This is a genomic window from Helicobacter magdeburgensis (genome assembly GCF_000765825.2).
Classification (GTDB): domain Bacteria; phylum Campylobacterota; class Campylobacteria; order Campylobacterales; family Helicobacteraceae; genus Helicobacter_C; species Helicobacter_C magdeburgensis.
Genome location: NZ_JRPE02000009.1, coordinates 23,694 through 39,554 on the forward strand (window position 1 = coordinate 23,694; position 15,861 = coordinate 39,554).

The 15,861-nt window shown below is 39.8% G+C and carries 15 protein-coding genes; all 15 read left to right on the forward strand.

What is annotated here, in order from left to right; translation table 11 throughout:
* Positions 1 to 3: 3 nt before the first annotated feature.
* The 15 genes from LS74_RS06890 to LS74_RS11365 all read left to right on the forward strand — a co-directional run bounded on the left by LS74_RS06890 (position 4) and on the right by LS74_RS11365 (position 15,803).
* Positions 4 to 1,431 carry a mannose-1-phosphate guanylyltransferase/mannose-6-phosphate isomerase gene (locus LS74_RS06890; RefSeq protein WP_034587689.1) on the forward strand — a complete coding sequence of 476 codons (1,428 nt, stop codon included), beginning with the start codon at positions 4 to 6 and terminating at the stop codon, positions 1,429 to 1,431.
* 11 nt (positions 1,432 to 1,442) lie between these two features.
* Complete coding sequence (locus LS74_RS06895; RefSeq protein WP_034587691.1) at positions 1,443 to 2,279, forward strand: DNA ligase; 837 nt, start codon at positions 1,443 to 1,445, stop codon at positions 2,277 to 2,279.
* A 135-nt stretch (positions 2,280 to 2,414) separates the two neighbouring features.
* Positions 2,415 to 2,828, forward strand: coding sequence for a nucleoside-diphosphate kinase (gene ndk / locus LS74_RS06900; protein WP_034587693.1), 414 nt, complete (start codon positions 2,415 to 2,417; stop codon positions 2,826 to 2,828).
* Between the two features lie 30 nt (positions 2,829 to 2,858).
* Positions 2,859 to 3,221, forward strand: a complete 363-nt coding sequence (locus LS74_RS06905) for a DUF177 domain-containing protein (protein ID WP_034587695.1) — start codon at positions 2,859 to 2,861, stop codon at positions 3,219 to 3,221.
* A 2-nt stretch (positions 3,222 to 3,223) separates the two neighbouring features.
* The gene (rpmF, locus tag LS74_RS06910; RefSeq protein ID WP_002955785.1) at positions 3,224 to 3,373 is read left to right on the forward strand and encodes a 50S ribosomal protein L32; all 150 of its coding nucleotides are present in this window, start codon (positions 3,224 to 3,226) and stop codon (positions 3,371 to 3,373) included.
* 22 nt (positions 3,374 to 3,395) lie between these two features.
* On the forward strand, positions 3,396 to 4,394 hold the full coding sequence (gene plsX / locus LS74_RS06915; RefSeq protein WP_034587697.1) for a phosphate acyltransferase PlsX: 999 nt from the start codon (positions 3,396 to 3,398) through the stop codon (positions 4,392 to 4,394).
* 26 nt (positions 4,395 to 4,420) lie between these two features.
* Positions 4,421 to 5,497, forward strand: coding sequence for a beta-ketoacyl-ACP synthase III (locus tag LS74_RS06920; RefSeq protein WP_034587699.1), 1,077 nt, complete (start codon positions 4,421 to 4,423; stop codon positions 5,495 to 5,497).
* Positions 5,494 to 7,743 (forward strand): heavy metal translocating P-type ATPase, encoded by a 2,250-nt coding sequence (locus LS74_RS06925; RefSeq protein ID WP_034587701.1) that lies wholly within the window; start codon positions 5,494 to 5,496, stop codon positions 7,741 to 7,743. Before LS74_RS06920 ends, LS74_RS06925 begins: the two co-directional genes overlap by 4 nt.
* A gap of 9 nt (positions 7,744 to 7,752) precedes the next feature.
* Positions 7,753 to 7,953, forward strand: coding sequence for a copper ion binding protein (locus tag LS74_RS06930; RefSeq protein ID WP_138128946.1), 201 nt, complete (start codon positions 7,753 to 7,755; stop codon positions 7,951 to 7,953).
* Between the two features lie 19 nt (positions 7,954 to 7,972).
* Positions 7,973 to 9,685, forward strand: a complete 1,713-nt coding sequence (locus tag LS74_RS06935) for an ABC transporter ATP-binding protein (protein ID WP_138128948.1) — start codon at positions 7,973 to 7,975, stop codon at positions 9,683 to 9,685.
* Between the two features lie 222 nt (positions 9,686 to 9,907).
* Positions 9,908 to 10,678: a fumarate reductase cytochrome b subunit gene (locus tag LS74_RS06940; protein ID WP_034586927.1), complete on the forward strand. Its 771-nt coding sequence runs from the start codon at positions 9,908 to 9,910 to the stop codon at positions 10,676 to 10,678.
* Positions 10,679 to 12,655, forward strand: coding sequence for a fumarate reductase flavoprotein subunit (locus LS74_RS06945; protein WP_034586931.1), 1,977 nt, complete (start codon positions 10,679 to 10,681; stop codon positions 12,653 to 12,655).
* Positions 12,655 to 13,398: a fumarate reductase iron-sulfur subunit gene (locus LS74_RS06950; protein ID WP_002955796.1), complete on the forward strand. Its 744-nt coding sequence runs from the start codon at positions 12,655 to 12,657 to the stop codon at positions 13,396 to 13,398. The genes LS74_RS06945 and LS74_RS06950 overlap by 1 nt, the downstream gene beginning before the upstream one ends.
* 52 nt (positions 13,399 to 13,450) lie before the next feature.
* Positions 13,451 to 15,013, forward strand: a complete 1,563-nt coding sequence (locus LS74_RS06955) for a phospholipase D family protein (protein ID WP_034586934.1) — start codon at positions 13,451 to 13,453, stop codon at positions 15,011 to 15,013.
* A 160-nt stretch (positions 15,014 to 15,173) separates the two neighbouring features.
* Entirely contained in the window at positions 15,174 to 15,803 is a 630-nt protein-coding gene (locus LS74_RS11365; protein WP_236096854.1) for a hypothetical protein, read from the forward strand.
* The last annotated feature ends 58 nt before the right edge of the window (positions 15,804 to 15,861 follow it).

The following is a 15,861-nucleotide window of genomic DNA, read 5'->3' on the forward strand; positions in this document are numbered from 1 at the left end:
CTAATGACAATTTCAATTCTATGCGGTGGGAGTGGCACACGGCTTTTCCCTTTATCTCGTGAGCTTATGCCAAAGCAGTTTGCCGACATTCTCCCATCAAATCAAGGGCAATCACATTCACTTTTCCAAGAGACACTCTTACGCAACGCCTTTCTTATAAAAGAGCATAACGCCAAATTCCAAGTCATCACTAATGATAATCACTACTTCATCACCCAAGAACAAGCCCAAAAATGCGATATTCCCTTGCAGGATTTCATTTTAGAATCTTATGGTAAAAATACCGCCCCAGCCCTTACATTTGCCGCCCTTTGCGTTTTAGAATCTTATGAGCTTGATACAATTGCTGATGATATTATCCTAGCCCTGCCAAGCGATCATCTCATTAAAAATACACAAAACTATCAAGATTCTATCAAGCAAGCCATTGAACTCGCTAAAAAAGGCTTTCTTGTAACCTTTGGTATCAAGCCAGATTCCCCCCATACAGGCTATGGCTACATTAAATCAAAAAATCATATCGTGGAAAAATTTATTGAAAAGCCAAGCCTAGAAGATGCTAAAACTTATCTTAAAGATGGAGGCTACTTGTGGAATAGCGGTATGTTTTGCTTCCGTGCAGAAGTATTTTTAAAAGAGCTAAAAGAGCATAATGCAGAGATTTATGAGCTATGCAAACTCACCCTTGAATCTTCAAAGCCACAAACACACTCACCATTTTTACGCCTAGATTCTACAATGAGTGAGAAATTGCCAAATATTAGCATTGATTATGCCCTTATGGAAAAAAGTCAAAAGGTAGCCTGTGTGGCGGGGGACTTTGCGTGGAATGATGTGGGGAGCTTTGAATCTTTAAGCCTTGAATATCCTAAAGATAGCACAAATAATGCGAGTAAAAATGCCTTTGTAGGCAAAGATTGCACAAATAACTTTATCATTGCTGATAAGCAAGTAGTGGGGATTGGGCTAGAAGATTTAATGATTATAGATGAAAATGATTGTCTTTTAGTAGCTAAAAAGGGTTATTCACAGCAGATTAAAGACATTGTAGCCCTACTCAAAGAGCAAAATCCCGAACTTACAAAAGTCCATAGGAACGCACATCGCCCGTGGGGAAGCTATACGATTTTACTAGAATCTCAAAATTATAAGATTAAACAAATTATTGTGAATCCCAAAGGTCGCTTAAGCTTACAAAAGCATCATCATCGCAATGAACATTGGATTGTAGTGAGTGGCTCGGCGATTGTTACCATTGGCGAAAAGAGTAGCTTTTTAAAAGCTAATGAATCTACCTATATTCCTATGGGTTGTGTCCATAGGCTAGAAAATCCCGGAATCTTGCCGCTTGTGCTGATTGAAGTGCAAATGGGCGAGTATCTAGGCGAAGATGACATTGTGCGATTGAGTGATGACTACAAGCGAAATTAATTGAATCTAAAATGAAACACACACTTTTTAGGGCTTTGCTTTATGGCTTGCTGCTATGGGGAGTAGCCCTCTACGCAAAGGCTTTTGAGCCTATGCTTTTAAGTGAGTTTGAAAAAACACAAGCAGATTCTCAATGGCTTGTGAGTGAAAAGCTTGATGGTGTGCGGGGGCTATGGAATGGGCAAAAGATGTATTTCCGCAGTGGCAAGGTAATGAATCTGCCAAGTGAGTTTGTGAAAGATTTCCCACCTTTTGCCCTTGATGGAGAGCTATATAGCCCAAAACTGCACTTCTCTCAAATTATCTCTATCCTTAAAAATCCGCAAAAGCAAAATGAAATTTTAGGGTTAAAATTTTATGTTTTTGATGTGCCGCATTCCCCCAAAGATTCACTCACGCAAAGGCTTGATGAGCTAAGGGCATATCTTAAGTCTAAGCCAAATATGTATATTGAGATAATCCCCCAAAGGCTTATGCAGGGGCAGGATTCTATTGATAGGGAGCTTCAAGCGGTTGTGGATAATGGTGGAGAGGGACTTGTCTTGCGAATGCCAAATATACCCTATCAAAAAGGACGAAGCAAGTATGATTTTAAGCTCAAAACAAGGCAGGACGCGGAATGTAAGGTCATAGGACACACGCAAGGTAAGGGCAAGTATGATTCTATGCTAGGAGCGATTATCTGTGAATACAATGGCAAAAACTTTAAAATCGGCAGTGGCTTGAGCGATACGCTAAGACGCAATCCTCCGCCCATTGGTTCAATCATTAGCTTTAAGTTTCAAGGGCTTACCCACAATGGCATTCCACGCTTCCCAACCTTTTGGCGTATGAAACAAGAAGAATAAGGCGTAAAAGTAGAATCTTACCTTTTTATAAAAGCAACGAAATAAGTTTGCGTTTTGCAAATTTAGCTTTAAGCAAGTTTTTTTTAGGTAAAATCCGCACTTTTTGTATCATCACACTTTTTTAAAGGAAAACAAATGGAACAAACACTTTCAATTATTAAACCAGATGCTGTAAAAAAGGGCGTTATCGGCAAGATTATAGACAGATTTGAAAGCAATAATCTCCGCATTGCAGCGATTAAAAAACTTCAGCTTACGCAATGTGATGCACAAAGTTTTTATGCCATTCACAAAGATCGTCCATTCTTTAAAGACTTAGTGGATTTTATGATAAGCGGTCCCGTGGTGGTTATGGTGCTTGAAGGGCAAAATGCAGTGGCTAAAAATCGTGAGCTTATGGGTGCGACAAATCCAAAAGAGGCAGCTGCTGGAACAATTAGAGCGGATTTTGCCGATAGCATTGATGCAAACGCTGTGCACGGCAGTGATAGCCTTGAAAATGCTAAAAATGAAATCGCATTTTTCTTTGGTGCTAGAGAAATTTGCTAGATAAAAGATTGCCAACTCGAGATTCACTCATTGAAAATCGCATTTAGAAAAATCGCCAACACCCCAAAAGATATTGCCCTAGAGATTGAGGGTGTGTCCTTGCAGGGGCAACTTGAGAGGGTAGATTCTCAAATCGTATGCTTAAAAGGCAAACTTGTTGGCGATATTGAACTGATATGCGATAATAGCGGGGAAGAATACACATATCATCTTAACACACCTTTGGTTTTGTATATTGCAGATGGAATCTGGGATTCACAAAGCCAAAGCAGAAAGCTTGATAGCTTTGAAGTTATAGAGTTTTTTGATGGCTTTATTGATTTACATTATATTTTGGAAAGTGAGATTGAATCTATACGAAGCGATTATCACACCAAAGATTTAAAGGAGTAAAAATGGCAGTCCCAAAAAGACGCGTAAGCAAAACAAGAGCGGCAAAAAGACGCACACACTACAAAGTAGCTCTAGCAAAACCTATTAAAGACAAAGATGGTAGCTGGAAAATGCCTCATCATATCAACACTTTCACAGGCAACTACAAATAATCCATTGACGCAAGGAGCGTAAATGCTAAAAATAGCCATTGATGTTATGGGTGCGGATAATGGAGTAGCTCCCATTGTTGAAGGTGTTATACAGGCATTAAAAACGCGGGATTTTCACGCCATTATTGTTGGTGATGAAAAGCAAATTGCCCCACTCATTCCTAGCAGTGTGGCAAATCGCGTTGAGATTGTGCATTGTGCGGATTATATCAAAATGGAAGAATCTGCTTCAAGTGCGAACAAACGCAGTGAAACTTCAATTTACAAAGCTGTAGAGCTAGTCAAAAATGGTGAAGCAGACGCTGTTGTCTCGCCCGGACATAGTGGGGCTACAATGAGTCTAGCCACACTTAAAATTGGACGCATTAAAGGTGTATCTCGCCCTGCTATTTGCACCACTATGCCAAATACCACAGATAAGCCTAGCATTATCCTTGATGCAGGGGCAAACACAGATTGCAAACCTGAATATCTCGTGGATTTTGCCATTATGGGGTATGAATATGCTAAAAATGTTGTGAATCTTGAAAATCCACGCGTTGGGCTTTTAAGCAATGGTGAAGAGGACAATAAGGGCAATGAACTCACAAAGGCGACTTTCAAACTGCTACAAAAATTCCCTTTTTTCAAGGGCAATGTTGAGGGGCGGGATATTTTCAATGGCAGTGTAGATGTGATTGTGTGTGATGGATTCAGTGGGAATCTCGTCTTAAAAGCAAGTGAAGGCGTGGCAAGTGCTATCTCATCTGTGCTAAAAAAAGAGATAAAATCTTGTATTTGCTCTATGTTTGGAGCGTTATTTTTGCGAGGTGTTTTCAAACGATTAAAGAAAAAAATGGATCATAGTGAATATGGTGGTGCGCCACTACTTGGAGTGCAAAAGGTAGTCATCATTAGCCACGGAAGCTCCAATGCAAGGGCGATTGAATGTGCGATATATCAAGCCTTACACGCCATAGAATCCGATATTTGTGTTAAACTTACAAATGCTTTTGCTAACAAACCGCAAGATGAAAACTAGCCTATACTAACCATAAAGGATTGCCTATGAGATATGCTACACTCAAATCTATCGCTTCTTATGTTCCGCCAACTTGTGTTACAAATGCGGATTTTGAAAAGATTCTTGATACGAGTGATGAGTGGATAGTTAAACGCACAGGCATTAAAACACGATATTTCGCCTTGCCCTCACAAAACACAAGCGATTTAGCCTATGAAGCGGGAAAAAAGGCAATGCAAAGGGCGGGTGTAAGGGCTGAAGATATTGATGCGGTTATTGTAGCAACGCTAAGCCCAGATTATCTCACAATGCCTAGCACAGCGTGTATCACTTCTTATAAACTTGGCATTGAGAATAAACCTGCTTTTGATATTAGCTCTGCTTGTAGTGGCTTTATCTACCTGCTTTCTCTTGCGAAGTCTTTTATTGAATCTGGCACATACAAACGCATTCTTATTATTGGTGCGGAAAAGGTTAGCTCTGTGCTTGATTTTAGCGACAGAAGCACTTGTGTGCTTTTTGGCGATGGGGCTGGGGCGTGTGTGATAGAATCTACAGAAGATAAAAAGGCGGCTATTTTAGATGTCCATACAAGTGCTAATGGCAGACATCAGGACTTTCTTTGCACTCCTAGAGCAAATACTTCACAAAATATTTCGCAAGGGATTTTTGGAGAGCTTCTACAATCTAATGCACCCCATCTACAAGAATCCCCCTATCTACAAATGAAAGGCAATGAAACTTTTAAACTCGCGGTTAAAACGCTTGTGAATGATGTCAATAATATTCTTACAAACAATGCCTTGCAACCGCAGGACATCGCCTACTTTATCCCTCATCAGGCAAATCTGCGTATTATCAATGCCGTAGGAGAACAGCTAAGTTTTAATGAAAAGCAGCTTGTCATCAGCGTTCAAAAATATGGCAACACTTCAGCAGCTTCTATACCGATGGCGATGAATGACTTGTATGAAGAAAATAAGCTCAAATATGGTGATCTTATGCTCCTTGATACCTTTGGTGGTGGGCTAACTTGGGGATCAGCACTTGTGCGTTTTGGCGGAAAATCTTGTAAGGAATGTCGCTACTCCACACATTATTCTTATAGGAATTCACAATGAAAGAAGCTTCTTTTTTTATTGAAAATATGAGTTGCCAAGCTTGTTCTAGTGGGATTGAGCGAAGTTTCAAACGCAAGGCATTCTGCCAAGATATTCAAGTCCATCTTTTAAGCAAAAAAGCACATATCACTTATGATGAAAGCCAAACTAGCCTTGAAGAGATTTTTGCTCTTATTCGCAAAATGGGCTATGAGCCACATCTGCAACCTTATGACTGCAACACTGAACCCCCCCAAGATTCAAAAGCAAAAGCCTTGAGCCTTACATACCTTAACTCACTTATAGAATCTTTTGATGCTCACTTTTTGCCTAAAAAGCTTAAGCTTTATCTAAGCTCTACAATATCCATACTTGTGCTGATACTTTCTTGGGGGGAAATGTTTAATATAGCCAAACTCCCTTCTATGTGGCATTTTGGCATTTTACTTTTTCTTAGCCTTATTGTTATGCACATAGGGCGGGATTTTTATATCCGTGGATTCAAAGCCCTTTTTAGCAAAAATCCAAATATGGATTCGCTCATTGCCATAGGCACAACAAGTGCGTTTTTGTATAGTCTGCAAGGGGCTTTTATGCCACACGCCCATTTGTATTTTGATAGCGTATGTGTGATTATCACGCTTGTGCTTGTGGGTAAAAGCATTGAGACAAATTCCAAAAATTCCGCTCTGCAAAGTGCCTCCACACTTTTAAGGCTCAATCAAAAAATCGTGCAAAAAGTCCTTACAGAATCTGCTCCAAGCCTATCCCAAGCACAGATTCAAAGTCTCCCCACACAAGAAATCAAACAAAATGATATACTTAAAGTCCTGCCGGGTGAAATGATTATGGTAGATGGCATTGTGATTGAAGGGGCTTCTAGCCTTGATAAATCAGCCATTAGCGGTGAATCCTTGCCTATCCTTGTAAAAAAAGATGACAAAGTGCTTTCAGGCAGTTTGAATCTTGATAGCGTTTTGTATATTAAGGCTACAAAAAATGCTAAAGATTCTACGCTTCATAAAATCTTAGAGCTTATCCAAAAAGCACAAGAAAGCAAAGCCCCCATTGCTTCACTTGCGGATAAAATCGCTGGAATCTTTGTGCCGCTTGTGATATTTCTAGCGTTGTGTGCGGGGGCATTTTGGTGGGGAATGCGAGATTTTGAATTTGCTTTAAGCATTTTTGTAGCAACGCTTGTTATCTCCTGTCCTTGTGCCTTAGGGCTTGCCACGCCAATGGCAATCCTCCACGCCCAAGCCATTTCAAACAAAATGGGCGTGTTTTTTAAAGATTCTAAAGCTTTTCAAACTTTAAGTGAAATCACACATATCGTGTTTGATAAAACAGGCACATTGACACAAGGACTTGAGATTAAGCAGATTGAAAATCTCTCTTCTCTCACAGAGCAAGAAGTCTTTAATCTCGCCTATACTTTAGAATCCACAAGCATTCACCTTATTAGCAATGCTTTTAAATCTCATCATTTAGCCCATAATGCGACACTCTATCCCATTACAGATTCACAAAATATCATAGGCAAAGGTGTGAAAGGCACAATACAAGGGCGTGAGTATGTTATCGGCAATATTGATATTCTGCCCCCACATTTAGCCCATAGCTTTCACACACAAAACAATAAAATCACACTCTTTCTTGCCACAAATGATGAGATTTTAGCGTTATTCTCTCTGCAAGATAGGCTAAAAATGGACGCCAAGCAAACCTTAGAACTTTTTAAACAGCACAACATCAGCTCAAGTATCATTAGCGGGGATAATGCCATAAATACGCAAAATGTAGCACTTTTACTTGATATTACAGAATCTTATAGCAAAGCTCTGCCAGAAGATAAAATGCAACTTTTAAAAGAAAAATCAAAACAGCATAAGATTCTAATGGTGGGCGATGGGGCAAATGACGCCCCTACCCTTGCCTATGCGCACGCCTCTATGGCGTTTGCCTCTTCATTTGATATTGCTTCGCAAAGTGCGGATATTATTAACTATAATGAAAACACAATAAGCATTTACAACGCCTATGCTTTGGCTCGTGCGAGTATTGTAAATATAAAACAGAATCTTGTTTTTGCTTTTTGCTATAATATCGCTTTTATTCCCTTAGCAATGGGTGTGCTTGGGGGATTTGATATTTTTTTGCACCCTATGTTTTGTGCTTTTGCGATGAGCCTATCAAGCCTTAGCGTGATAGCAAATGCAGCAAGACTGAAAAAATTTAAATGTATAGAATCTCAAAATAGAATCTAAGGAGCAAAAATGAGAGTAGAACTTAATGTAAGCGGAATGCGTTGTGGTAAATGTGTAGATAAGATTGAAAAATTTGTAGGCGAGATTGAAGGTATTAGCCTTGTTGATGTGAATTTACAAGATTCTAAAGTCATAGTGGAGTTTGAATCTCCAGCTACACAAGAGCTTATCACAGAAGCCATTCTTGATGCAGGGTTTGAAGTGAAATAGACAAGGAACCTTACACTTTATGCGAACATTTTTTGATTTTTTTAAAAAATATCTTCCCTATATTAAAGGGCATACATTTTCATTTATTATCGCTATTAGTGCTTCACTTATAGTTGCTGCCTGCACAGCGGGGATTGCCTATCTCATTGAGCCACTTTTGGATACTCTGCAAGGTAAAACGCCACGAGCTACGCCATTTTTTAGCTTTGAAGAATTAGCACAAGATGGCAAGATGGCATTAGCTATGATGCTTATGATTATTGGTGTGTATTTTGGTAAATCTGTGGGGACATATATCCAGACATACTTTATGAATCTCATTGGACAGGACATTGTGCGGCAGCTCCGCGATAGAATGCTAGATCATATGCTTTCTCTTGAAATGGCGTTTTTTAATAAAATGCGTGGAGGGGAGCTGATTGCTAGAATCACAAATGATATTGGGCTTATCCGTTCAGCTGTGTCAAACTACATCACAGAATTTGTGCGTGAAGGTATAAGTATTATTGGGCTTGTTGTGATTGTGATTTACCAAAGTCCAAAGTATGCGCTCATTGGGCTTGTTATTATGCCACTAGCCATTATTCCGCTTAGTTTTATCATCAAAAAACTCAAAAAATATTCACGCAATATCCAAGAAAAAAATGCGGATATTACTTCAAAACTCAATGAAATTTTTAATAATGTAGAAGTGATTAAGGCAAGTAATGGTGAAAAGCTAGAATATGAAAATTTTAAATCACAGAATCTGCATTTTCTTAAAATCAGTATGAAAGCTGTGCGTGTAGGGGAGCTAAGCACACCTTTAATGGAGCTTTTGGGTGCGATAATGCTAGGCTGTGTGCTGTATATGGCAATTGTTGATATTTCGCAAGGGGAGCTAAGTGCGGCACAATTCTCATCATTTGTGGGAGCATTGTTTCTTATTTTCACACCTTTTAAACGCCTTGTCAATCTCTATACACAAATGCAAACTGCTATTGTCGCAAGTGATAGAATCTTTGAAATCCTTAATCAAAAACAACAGATAAAAGATGGGGATTTGGTGCTACAAGCCCCCATTCATAGTATTGATTTTAACAATGTGCATTTTCACTACAATGAAGAAACTCACGCCCTAAAAGGTGTGAATCTTAACTTTAGAAAAAATAAAATCACTGCTCTTGTAGGAAAAAGTGGCAGTGGCAAAAGCTCAATTATCAATCTCATTTTGCGACTTTATGAAGCAAATGAAGGGCTTATCACCCTTAACAATCGCAATATTAAAGACTACACGCAAAAAAGTGTGCGTGATAATATGGCGGTGGTAACGCAAAGAATTTTCATATTCCACGATAGCATTCTTCACAATGTCGCTTATGGAAACAAGATAGATGAAAAAAAGGCTATTGAAGCACTCAAATATGCACACGCTTGGGATTTTGTCAGTCAAATGCCAGATGGAATCCATACAATTCTTGATGAGTTTGGCACAAATCTTAGCGGAGGGCAACGCCAGAGAATCGCCATTGCTAGAGCGATTTATAAAAATCCTGAAGTTTTAATTTTTGATGAGGCGACTTCTGCACTTGATTCACAAACTGAAGAGGCGATAAAAGAGAGTATAGAACAACTAAGGCAGGATAAAATTATTATTATCATCGCTCATCGTCCAAGCACCATAGAGCTTGCCGATGAAGTCTTTCATCTAAAAGAGGGGAAAATCATCAAAACAGAAACTCGCTCACAATAAACTTATACTGCATACGTGGCTCATAGTCGCCTTAATTTGCTACTTTCCAGCATTAGCCTAGAAACTTTAGTCCTCTTAAAATAAAATAAAAAAACTTTAATCTATATTTGCCTATAATACCACCCAGCCTTTTAAAAGCCACAAGAATCTTAGTATTTGGAATCTTTAATGTTAGGATTCTTGCTATGGGCTTGATAGGTCAAACTACAAATAGGAGGATCCATGCGAGAGGATAAAGTGATTGAGAGTTACACGGGCGTAACACCTCAAAGGAAAAAAAGTAAAATCCCAGCCAAGCTTGATTTTTGGCAGAGTGCAACAGGGCTATTTTTGGGGCTGTTTATGTTAGCTCACTTGCTCTTTGTATCAAGTATTTTAATCAGTAAAGAAGCGATGTATAAGGTTACAAAGTTCTTTGAAGGGAGTTTTATTTTTGGTGAAGCAGGAGAGCCAAGAATTGTTTCTGCGATTGTTGTGATTGTCATCATCGCACTTGTGATACACGCGTTTTTGGCAATGAGAAAATTCCCCATTAACTACAAGCAATTCTTAGCACTTCGCGTTCATAAGGATTTGATGAAGCACGGCGATACGACATATTGGGTGATTCAAGCTGTTACGGGCTTTGCTATTTTCTTCCTTGCTATGCCACACGTTTTCATTATGCTTACCCAGCCAGAAAACATCGGTCCTAGCGCGTCTTCATATAGATTCTATCATCAAGACTTCTATATTCTTTATGCACTTTTACTTTTCGCGGTGGAATTCCACGGATCTATCGGGCTTTATAGACTTTGTATTAAGTGGGGCTGGTTTGAAGGCTTAGGCACAAAAACATTACGAGCTATCAAACTTGCACTCACAGCCTTTTGTCTTGTGCTTGGCATTGCATCTTATATTGCCTATATGCAAATTGGACACAGACTAGATTCTAATAAAAGCATACAAGAATACAGAATACTAGATGAACACACACAAGGGAAAGGAGCATAAATGAAAGTAGTATATAGCGATGCCTTGATTATTGGGGGCGGATTAGCAGGGCTTAGAGCTTCTATTGCGGCAAAAGAGGCAGGATTAAACACAATTGTATTAAGTCTTGTCCCAGTAAAAAGAAGCCACTCGGCAGCAGCTCAAGGTGGTATGCAAGCAAGTCTTGGAAACTCTGTTAAGAGTGATGGCGATAATGAGGATTTACACTTTGCTGACACGGTGAAAGGAAGCGATTGGGGTTGTGATCAAGATGTAGCAAGAATGTTTGTTACCACCGCTCCAAAAGCAATTAGGGAATTAGCAGGATTTGGTGTGCCTTGGACTAGAATCCAAAAAGGCGATCGTCCGGCAGTTATCAATGGCGAAAAGGTAACAATTACAGAAGATGACTTCCGCCACGGCTATATCCATTCACGCGACTTTGGTGGCACAAAAAAATGGCGAACTTGCTATACTGCCGATGCGACAGGACATACTATGCTTTATGCGGTGGCAAATGAGGCTTATAAGCTTGGTGTGGATATACAAGATAGAAAAGAAGCTATTTCTATCATTCATCAAGATGGCAAGTGCTATGGTGCGGTTGTGCGTGATTTGGTAACAGGTGAGCTTATAGCCTATGTGTCTAAAGGCACATTACTTGCCACAGGTGGTTATGGCAGAGTGTATAGAAATACGACAAATGCGGTAATTTGTGAGGGTATTGGTGCAGCTATTGCGATGGAGACAGGTGTTGCAAAACTTGGCAATATGGAAGCTGTGCAGTTTCACCCAACACCACTTGTGCCTAGCGGAATCTTGCTTACAGAAGGTTGTAGGGGTGATGGTGGAATCTTGCGTGATGTTGATGGCTATCGCTTTATGCCCGATTATGAGCCGGAGAAAAAGGAGCTTGCAAGCCGTGATGTTGTGTCTCGTAGAATGCTTGAGCATATCCGCAATGGTAAAGGTGTAAAATCACCTTATGGTGATCACTTGTGGCTTGATATTTCAATCCTTGGTCGCGCACACGTTGAGCGAAACTTGCGTGATGTGCAGGATATTTGTAAGACATTTGCGGGAATTGATCCTGCCACACCGGGTGTTTGGGCGCCTGTGCGACCAATGCAACATTACTCTATGGGCGGTGTCCGCACAAACTACAAGGGCGAAACTTACCTTAAAGGACTATTTGCCGCAGGTGAAGTAGCGTGTTGGGATTTACACGGATTCAATAGACTTGGTGGAAATTCTGTAAGTGAAGCGGTGGTATCAGGTATGATTATCGGTGGGTACTTCACAGAGCATTGTCAAGGGGCAAATCTTGATGTGCAAACTGCTACATTAGAAAAATTTGTTAAAAAAGAGGAAGAATATCTTGCAGCATTGCTTAATAGCACGGGCAATGAAGATGTCTATGAGCTTAAAAATGCAATGAAAGACATTATGGATAATGATGTGGGAATCTTCCGCGATGGCGATGGACTAAGAGAAGCGGTTGATAAGCTTGAAGAGCTATATAAACGCAGTAAAAATATCCGTGTGCAGAATAAAAAGCTCCATAGCAACCCAGAGCTTGAAGATGCCTACCGCACACCAAAAATGCTTAAAATTGCATTATGTGTAGCAAAAGGTGCGCTTGATAGGACAGAATCTCGTGGAGCACACACACGCGAAGACTACCCAAAACGCGATGATGCAAATTGGCTAAAACGCACACTTACAAGCTGGGAAGATCCAAACCAAACATTACCAACGGTAACTTATGAAGATTTGGATATTATGAAAATGGAGATTGCTCCGGGATTCCGCGGATATGGTGCTAAGGGTATGATTATAGAACATCCAAATAGTGCTATAAGACAAGCTGAGATTGATAAAATCACACAAGAGATTCAGGCTAAAGGTGGCGATAGATATGCATTGCAAGAAGCTCTTATGCCTTTCAATCTCCAGCCACAATACAAAGCAAGAAATCAACGACTAGGAGATAAGTAATGAGTGCAACACAACAAAAAGGAAGAACATTAACTATTAGGGCGTTGAAGTTTGACCCACAAAGTGCGGTTTCTAAGCCTCATTTTAGGGAATATCAAGTGGAGGAAGCTCACTCTATGACGGTTTTTATCGCCCTTGGTATGATTAGAGAGCAACAAGACCCGGATTTGAGCTTTGACTTTGTATGTCGTGCTGGAATCTGCGGTAGCTGTGCGATGATGATTAATGGGCGTCCGCGTTTGGCGTGTAAGACACTCACACAAGACTTCCCTGATGGCGTTATCACACTTATGCCACTCCCTGCATTTAAGCTTATTAAAGATTTGAGTGTAAATACAGGCGACTGGTTTGCAGGAATGACAAAGCGAGTTGAAAGCTGGATTCACACGCAACACAAGCCTGATATTTCAAAGCTTGAAATGCCAATAGAGCCTGAAGTGGCTGATGAAGTTTTTGAGCTTGATAGATGTATTGAGTGTGGGTGCTGTATCGCAAGTTGTGCTACAAAGGTTATGCGTGATGACTTCGTAGGTGCTGCGGGAATGAATAGAATCGTGCGATTTATGATTGATCCACACGATGAACGCACTGATGAGGATTATTATGAGCTTGTGGGAAATGATGATGGTGTGTTTGGCTGTATGAGTCTTATTGCCTGCCACGATACTTGCCCCAAAGAGCTACCGCTCCAAAGCAAAATTGCTTACTTACGCCGAAAAATGGTAAGTGTAGGTATGAAATAATCCTTATCTATTCTCCCCAAATGCGGGGGAGGATAGATTCTAAAGAAAGTCTATGCAGTTTATTCAATCTTTTTTCTTTTCATCAACAAACTTCGCTCTCATCGCACTTGTATGCCTTTTTATTTTTGCTGGTTGCTCCTCTATTGTAGCATCTACCAAAGATATTAAAGACTCCCAAGCCTTGCAGTCAAACCCTGCGCCAACATTTGATCCCTTGCAAACACAGCTTGCCACAACCTATAAAGAACAGCTCAGTCAAAATCCAAATCTCACAGCGGCAGTGCTTGTGAGTGATGGTATTGATGCGTTTCTAAGTCGTGCCTATTTGGCTAGAAACGCCCAAAAAACATTAATTTTACAAACCTATATCTACAAAAATGACATCGCTTCACGCATTCTTATGCACGAGGTGTGGTTGGCTGCCCAGCGGGGTGTGATTGTCAAAATGCTGATTGATGATAATGGGCTAGATTCTGATTTATCGGATATTATCGCGTTAGATTCTCACCCAAATATTGAAGTTAAGATTTTTAATCCTTACAAAAATCGCTCTCGCATTTTACGCTATCCGGAGATGGTGTTTGACTTTAATCGCATAAATCATCGTATGCATAATAAACTTTTTATTGCCGATGATATAGCACTCATCATAGGCGGACGCAATATTGCAGATAACTACTTTGATCAAAACAATAATGTCAATTTTGTGGATACAGATGTGCTGTTTGTTGGCAAAGTTGCTAAAGATGCACGAGATAGCTTCTACACTTATTGGGATTTTCACCGCTCTATCCCTGTGGCACTTCTGCCGCTAAAATCACCCCTTAAAAAATTCAAAGCCTCGATTGAAAAGCTCAAAGCCAACCCGGAATGGAAACATTACGAGCGTGAGATAACTGCTTTAAGCCAAAAGTATGAGAGAAAAGATTTTAAAGTCCATTGGGGTAATGCCAACTTTATTGCCGATAATCCACGCAAGATTGAAGATTCTTCACTCCCAAGTCCCATTGCCAATGCACTAGGTGAAATTCTCAACCACACACATAAAAATCTCTATATCTCCGCAGCTTACCTTGTGCCAAGCAATGAAGGAATGAAACGCTTTGCGAAACTTGCTCAAAATAATGTGGATATACATATTTTGACAAACTCTCTTGCTTCCACAGATTCCCTTGTGGTATATGCGGCGTGGGAGCGATACCGCTCTAAGCTCATCAAAATGGGGGCAAAAGTCTATGAGTATCAATACCACGGCAAGGGCAAGTCTAAACTCCGTGATAAAATGTCAAAGTCTAAAGCCTCCCTGCATAGTAAAAGTATCGTTTTTGATGATAAAATTGCGTGGATAGGCAGCTTTAATCTTGACCCACGCTCGGCAAATCTCAATACAGAATCTGTGGTTGTCTTTGACAATCCAGAATTTGCCAAAGTTTTAAAAAATGATTTGGTAGAAGATATGCAAAGTGCGTGGCGTGTGTATTTGGATGGGAGAAAAACACGCTGGGAAGGGGAACATAATGGCACAAATGAGATTCTTAAACACCCACCAGACACAGGCATATGGACAAGATTCTTAAAAACACTCTCTAAAATGCTCCCTGAAGATCAAATTTAGTTTTAATTTTTAGAATCTCAATACCGAGATTCTAAAGATCACAACTCTTACTATCACTTTTCTTAGCTTTTGCCCACTTTTTTTGTCATTTTTTTTTGAACTTAAGCTGTTTTTTTTGTTTAGAATACCTGTTTTACTTTTCTATACAAGGAGTTTTTGAATGAAAAAATTACTTTTCATTGCTGGAATCAGTATGGCGGTTTTGGCTAATTTTGGATTAGCTGATGAGCAGAAAAATACTCAACAATCTAAAAATACATTCAAGGTTAATGAAGAAGAGGCCGTGAATATGAGTAAGCAAGATTGGATTAATTTGCGTAATCGAATGAATGAAAATCAAGAATCGCATTTCCAAGCCGCCTTGCAACTTGATGATGCAGAAGAGAGAAAGCTTCATCGTGAGGCGGCTAAAAACCTTGATGAGCTAAAAAAGAAAATAGATCATCGTCGCTGGATTGAAAAAGAAGGTGGCTGGGGCATTGCCGGATCTTTTGATTATATGAATCTTACGCAATTCTCTGGTGATCAAAGTGGTATTTTGGAGATAGGCATAAAACTTGGTGTGAGCAAAAGACAATTTCATCCAAATGTAGAGCTTCGTGCTATGGCTGGGATTGGCTGGACAAACTTTGGTAACAGCTACTATATTCCGTTAAATTTTGAGATAGCATATGCACACGATTTTCGACGAAATCCTAGCTATTACTTTGGAGTAGAATATGATTATTCTCCACTTTACAACAAAACATTGCTCTATGTAATCGCACAACCCCACCATTTCTTGATATAATTGGAATTAAGCTTGGCTATGGACTTGATTCTAATTTACACATTAATGTTCTTGGCAA

Coding starts and splice junctions, on each gene's coding strand:
- LS74_RS06920 (WP_034587699.1), top strand. CDS start 4,421: ATGAGATATGCTACACTCAAATCTATCGCTTCTTATGTTCCGCCAACT.
- plsX (WP_034587697.1), top strand. CDS start 3,396: ATGCTAAAAATAGCCATTGATGTTATGGGTGCGGATAATGGAGTAGCT.
- LS74_RS06955 (WP_034586934.1), top strand. CDS start 13,451: ATGCAGTTTATTCAATCTTTTTTCTTTTCATCAACAAACTTCGCTCTC.
- LS74_RS06950 (WP_002955796.1), top strand. CDS start 12,655: ATGAGTGCAACACAACAAAAAGGAAGAACATTAACTATTAGGGCGTTG.
- LS74_RS06895 (WP_034587691.1), top strand. CDS start 1,443: ATGAAACACACACTTTTTAGGGCTTTGCTTTATGGCTTGCTGCTATGG.
- LS74_RS06945 (WP_034586931.1), top strand. CDS start 10,679: ATGAAAGTAGTATATAGCGATGCCTTGATTATTGGGGGCGGATTAGCA.
- ndk (WP_034587693.1), top strand. CDS start 2,415: ATGGAACAAACACTTTCAATTATTAAACCAGATGCTGTAAAAAAGGGC.
- LS74_RS06930 (WP_138128946.1), top strand. CDS start 7,753: ATGAGAGTAGAACTTAATGTAAGCGGAATGCGTTGTGGTAAATGTGTA.
- LS74_RS06890 (WP_034587689.1), top strand. CDS start 4: ATGACAATTTCAATTCTATGCGGTGGGAGTGGCACACGGCTTTTCCCT.
- LS74_RS06935 (WP_138128948.1), top strand. CDS start 7,973: ATGCGAACATTTTTTGATTTTTTTAAAAAATATCTTCCCTATATTAAA.
- LS74_RS06940 (WP_034586927.1), top strand. CDS start 9,908: ATGCGAGAGGATAAAGTGATTGAGAGTTACACGGGCGTAACACCTCAA.
- LS74_RS06925 (WP_034587701.1), top strand. CDS start 5,494: ATGAAAGAAGCTTCTTTTTTTATTGAAAATATGAGTTGCCAAGCTTGT.
- LS74_RS11365 (WP_236096854.1), top strand. CDS start 15,174: ATGAAAAAATTACTTTTCATTGCTGGAATCAGTATGGCGGTTTTGGCT.
- rpmF (WP_002955785.1), top strand. CDS start 3,224: ATGGCAGTCCCAAAAAGACGCGTAAGCAAAACAAGAGCGGCAAAAAGA.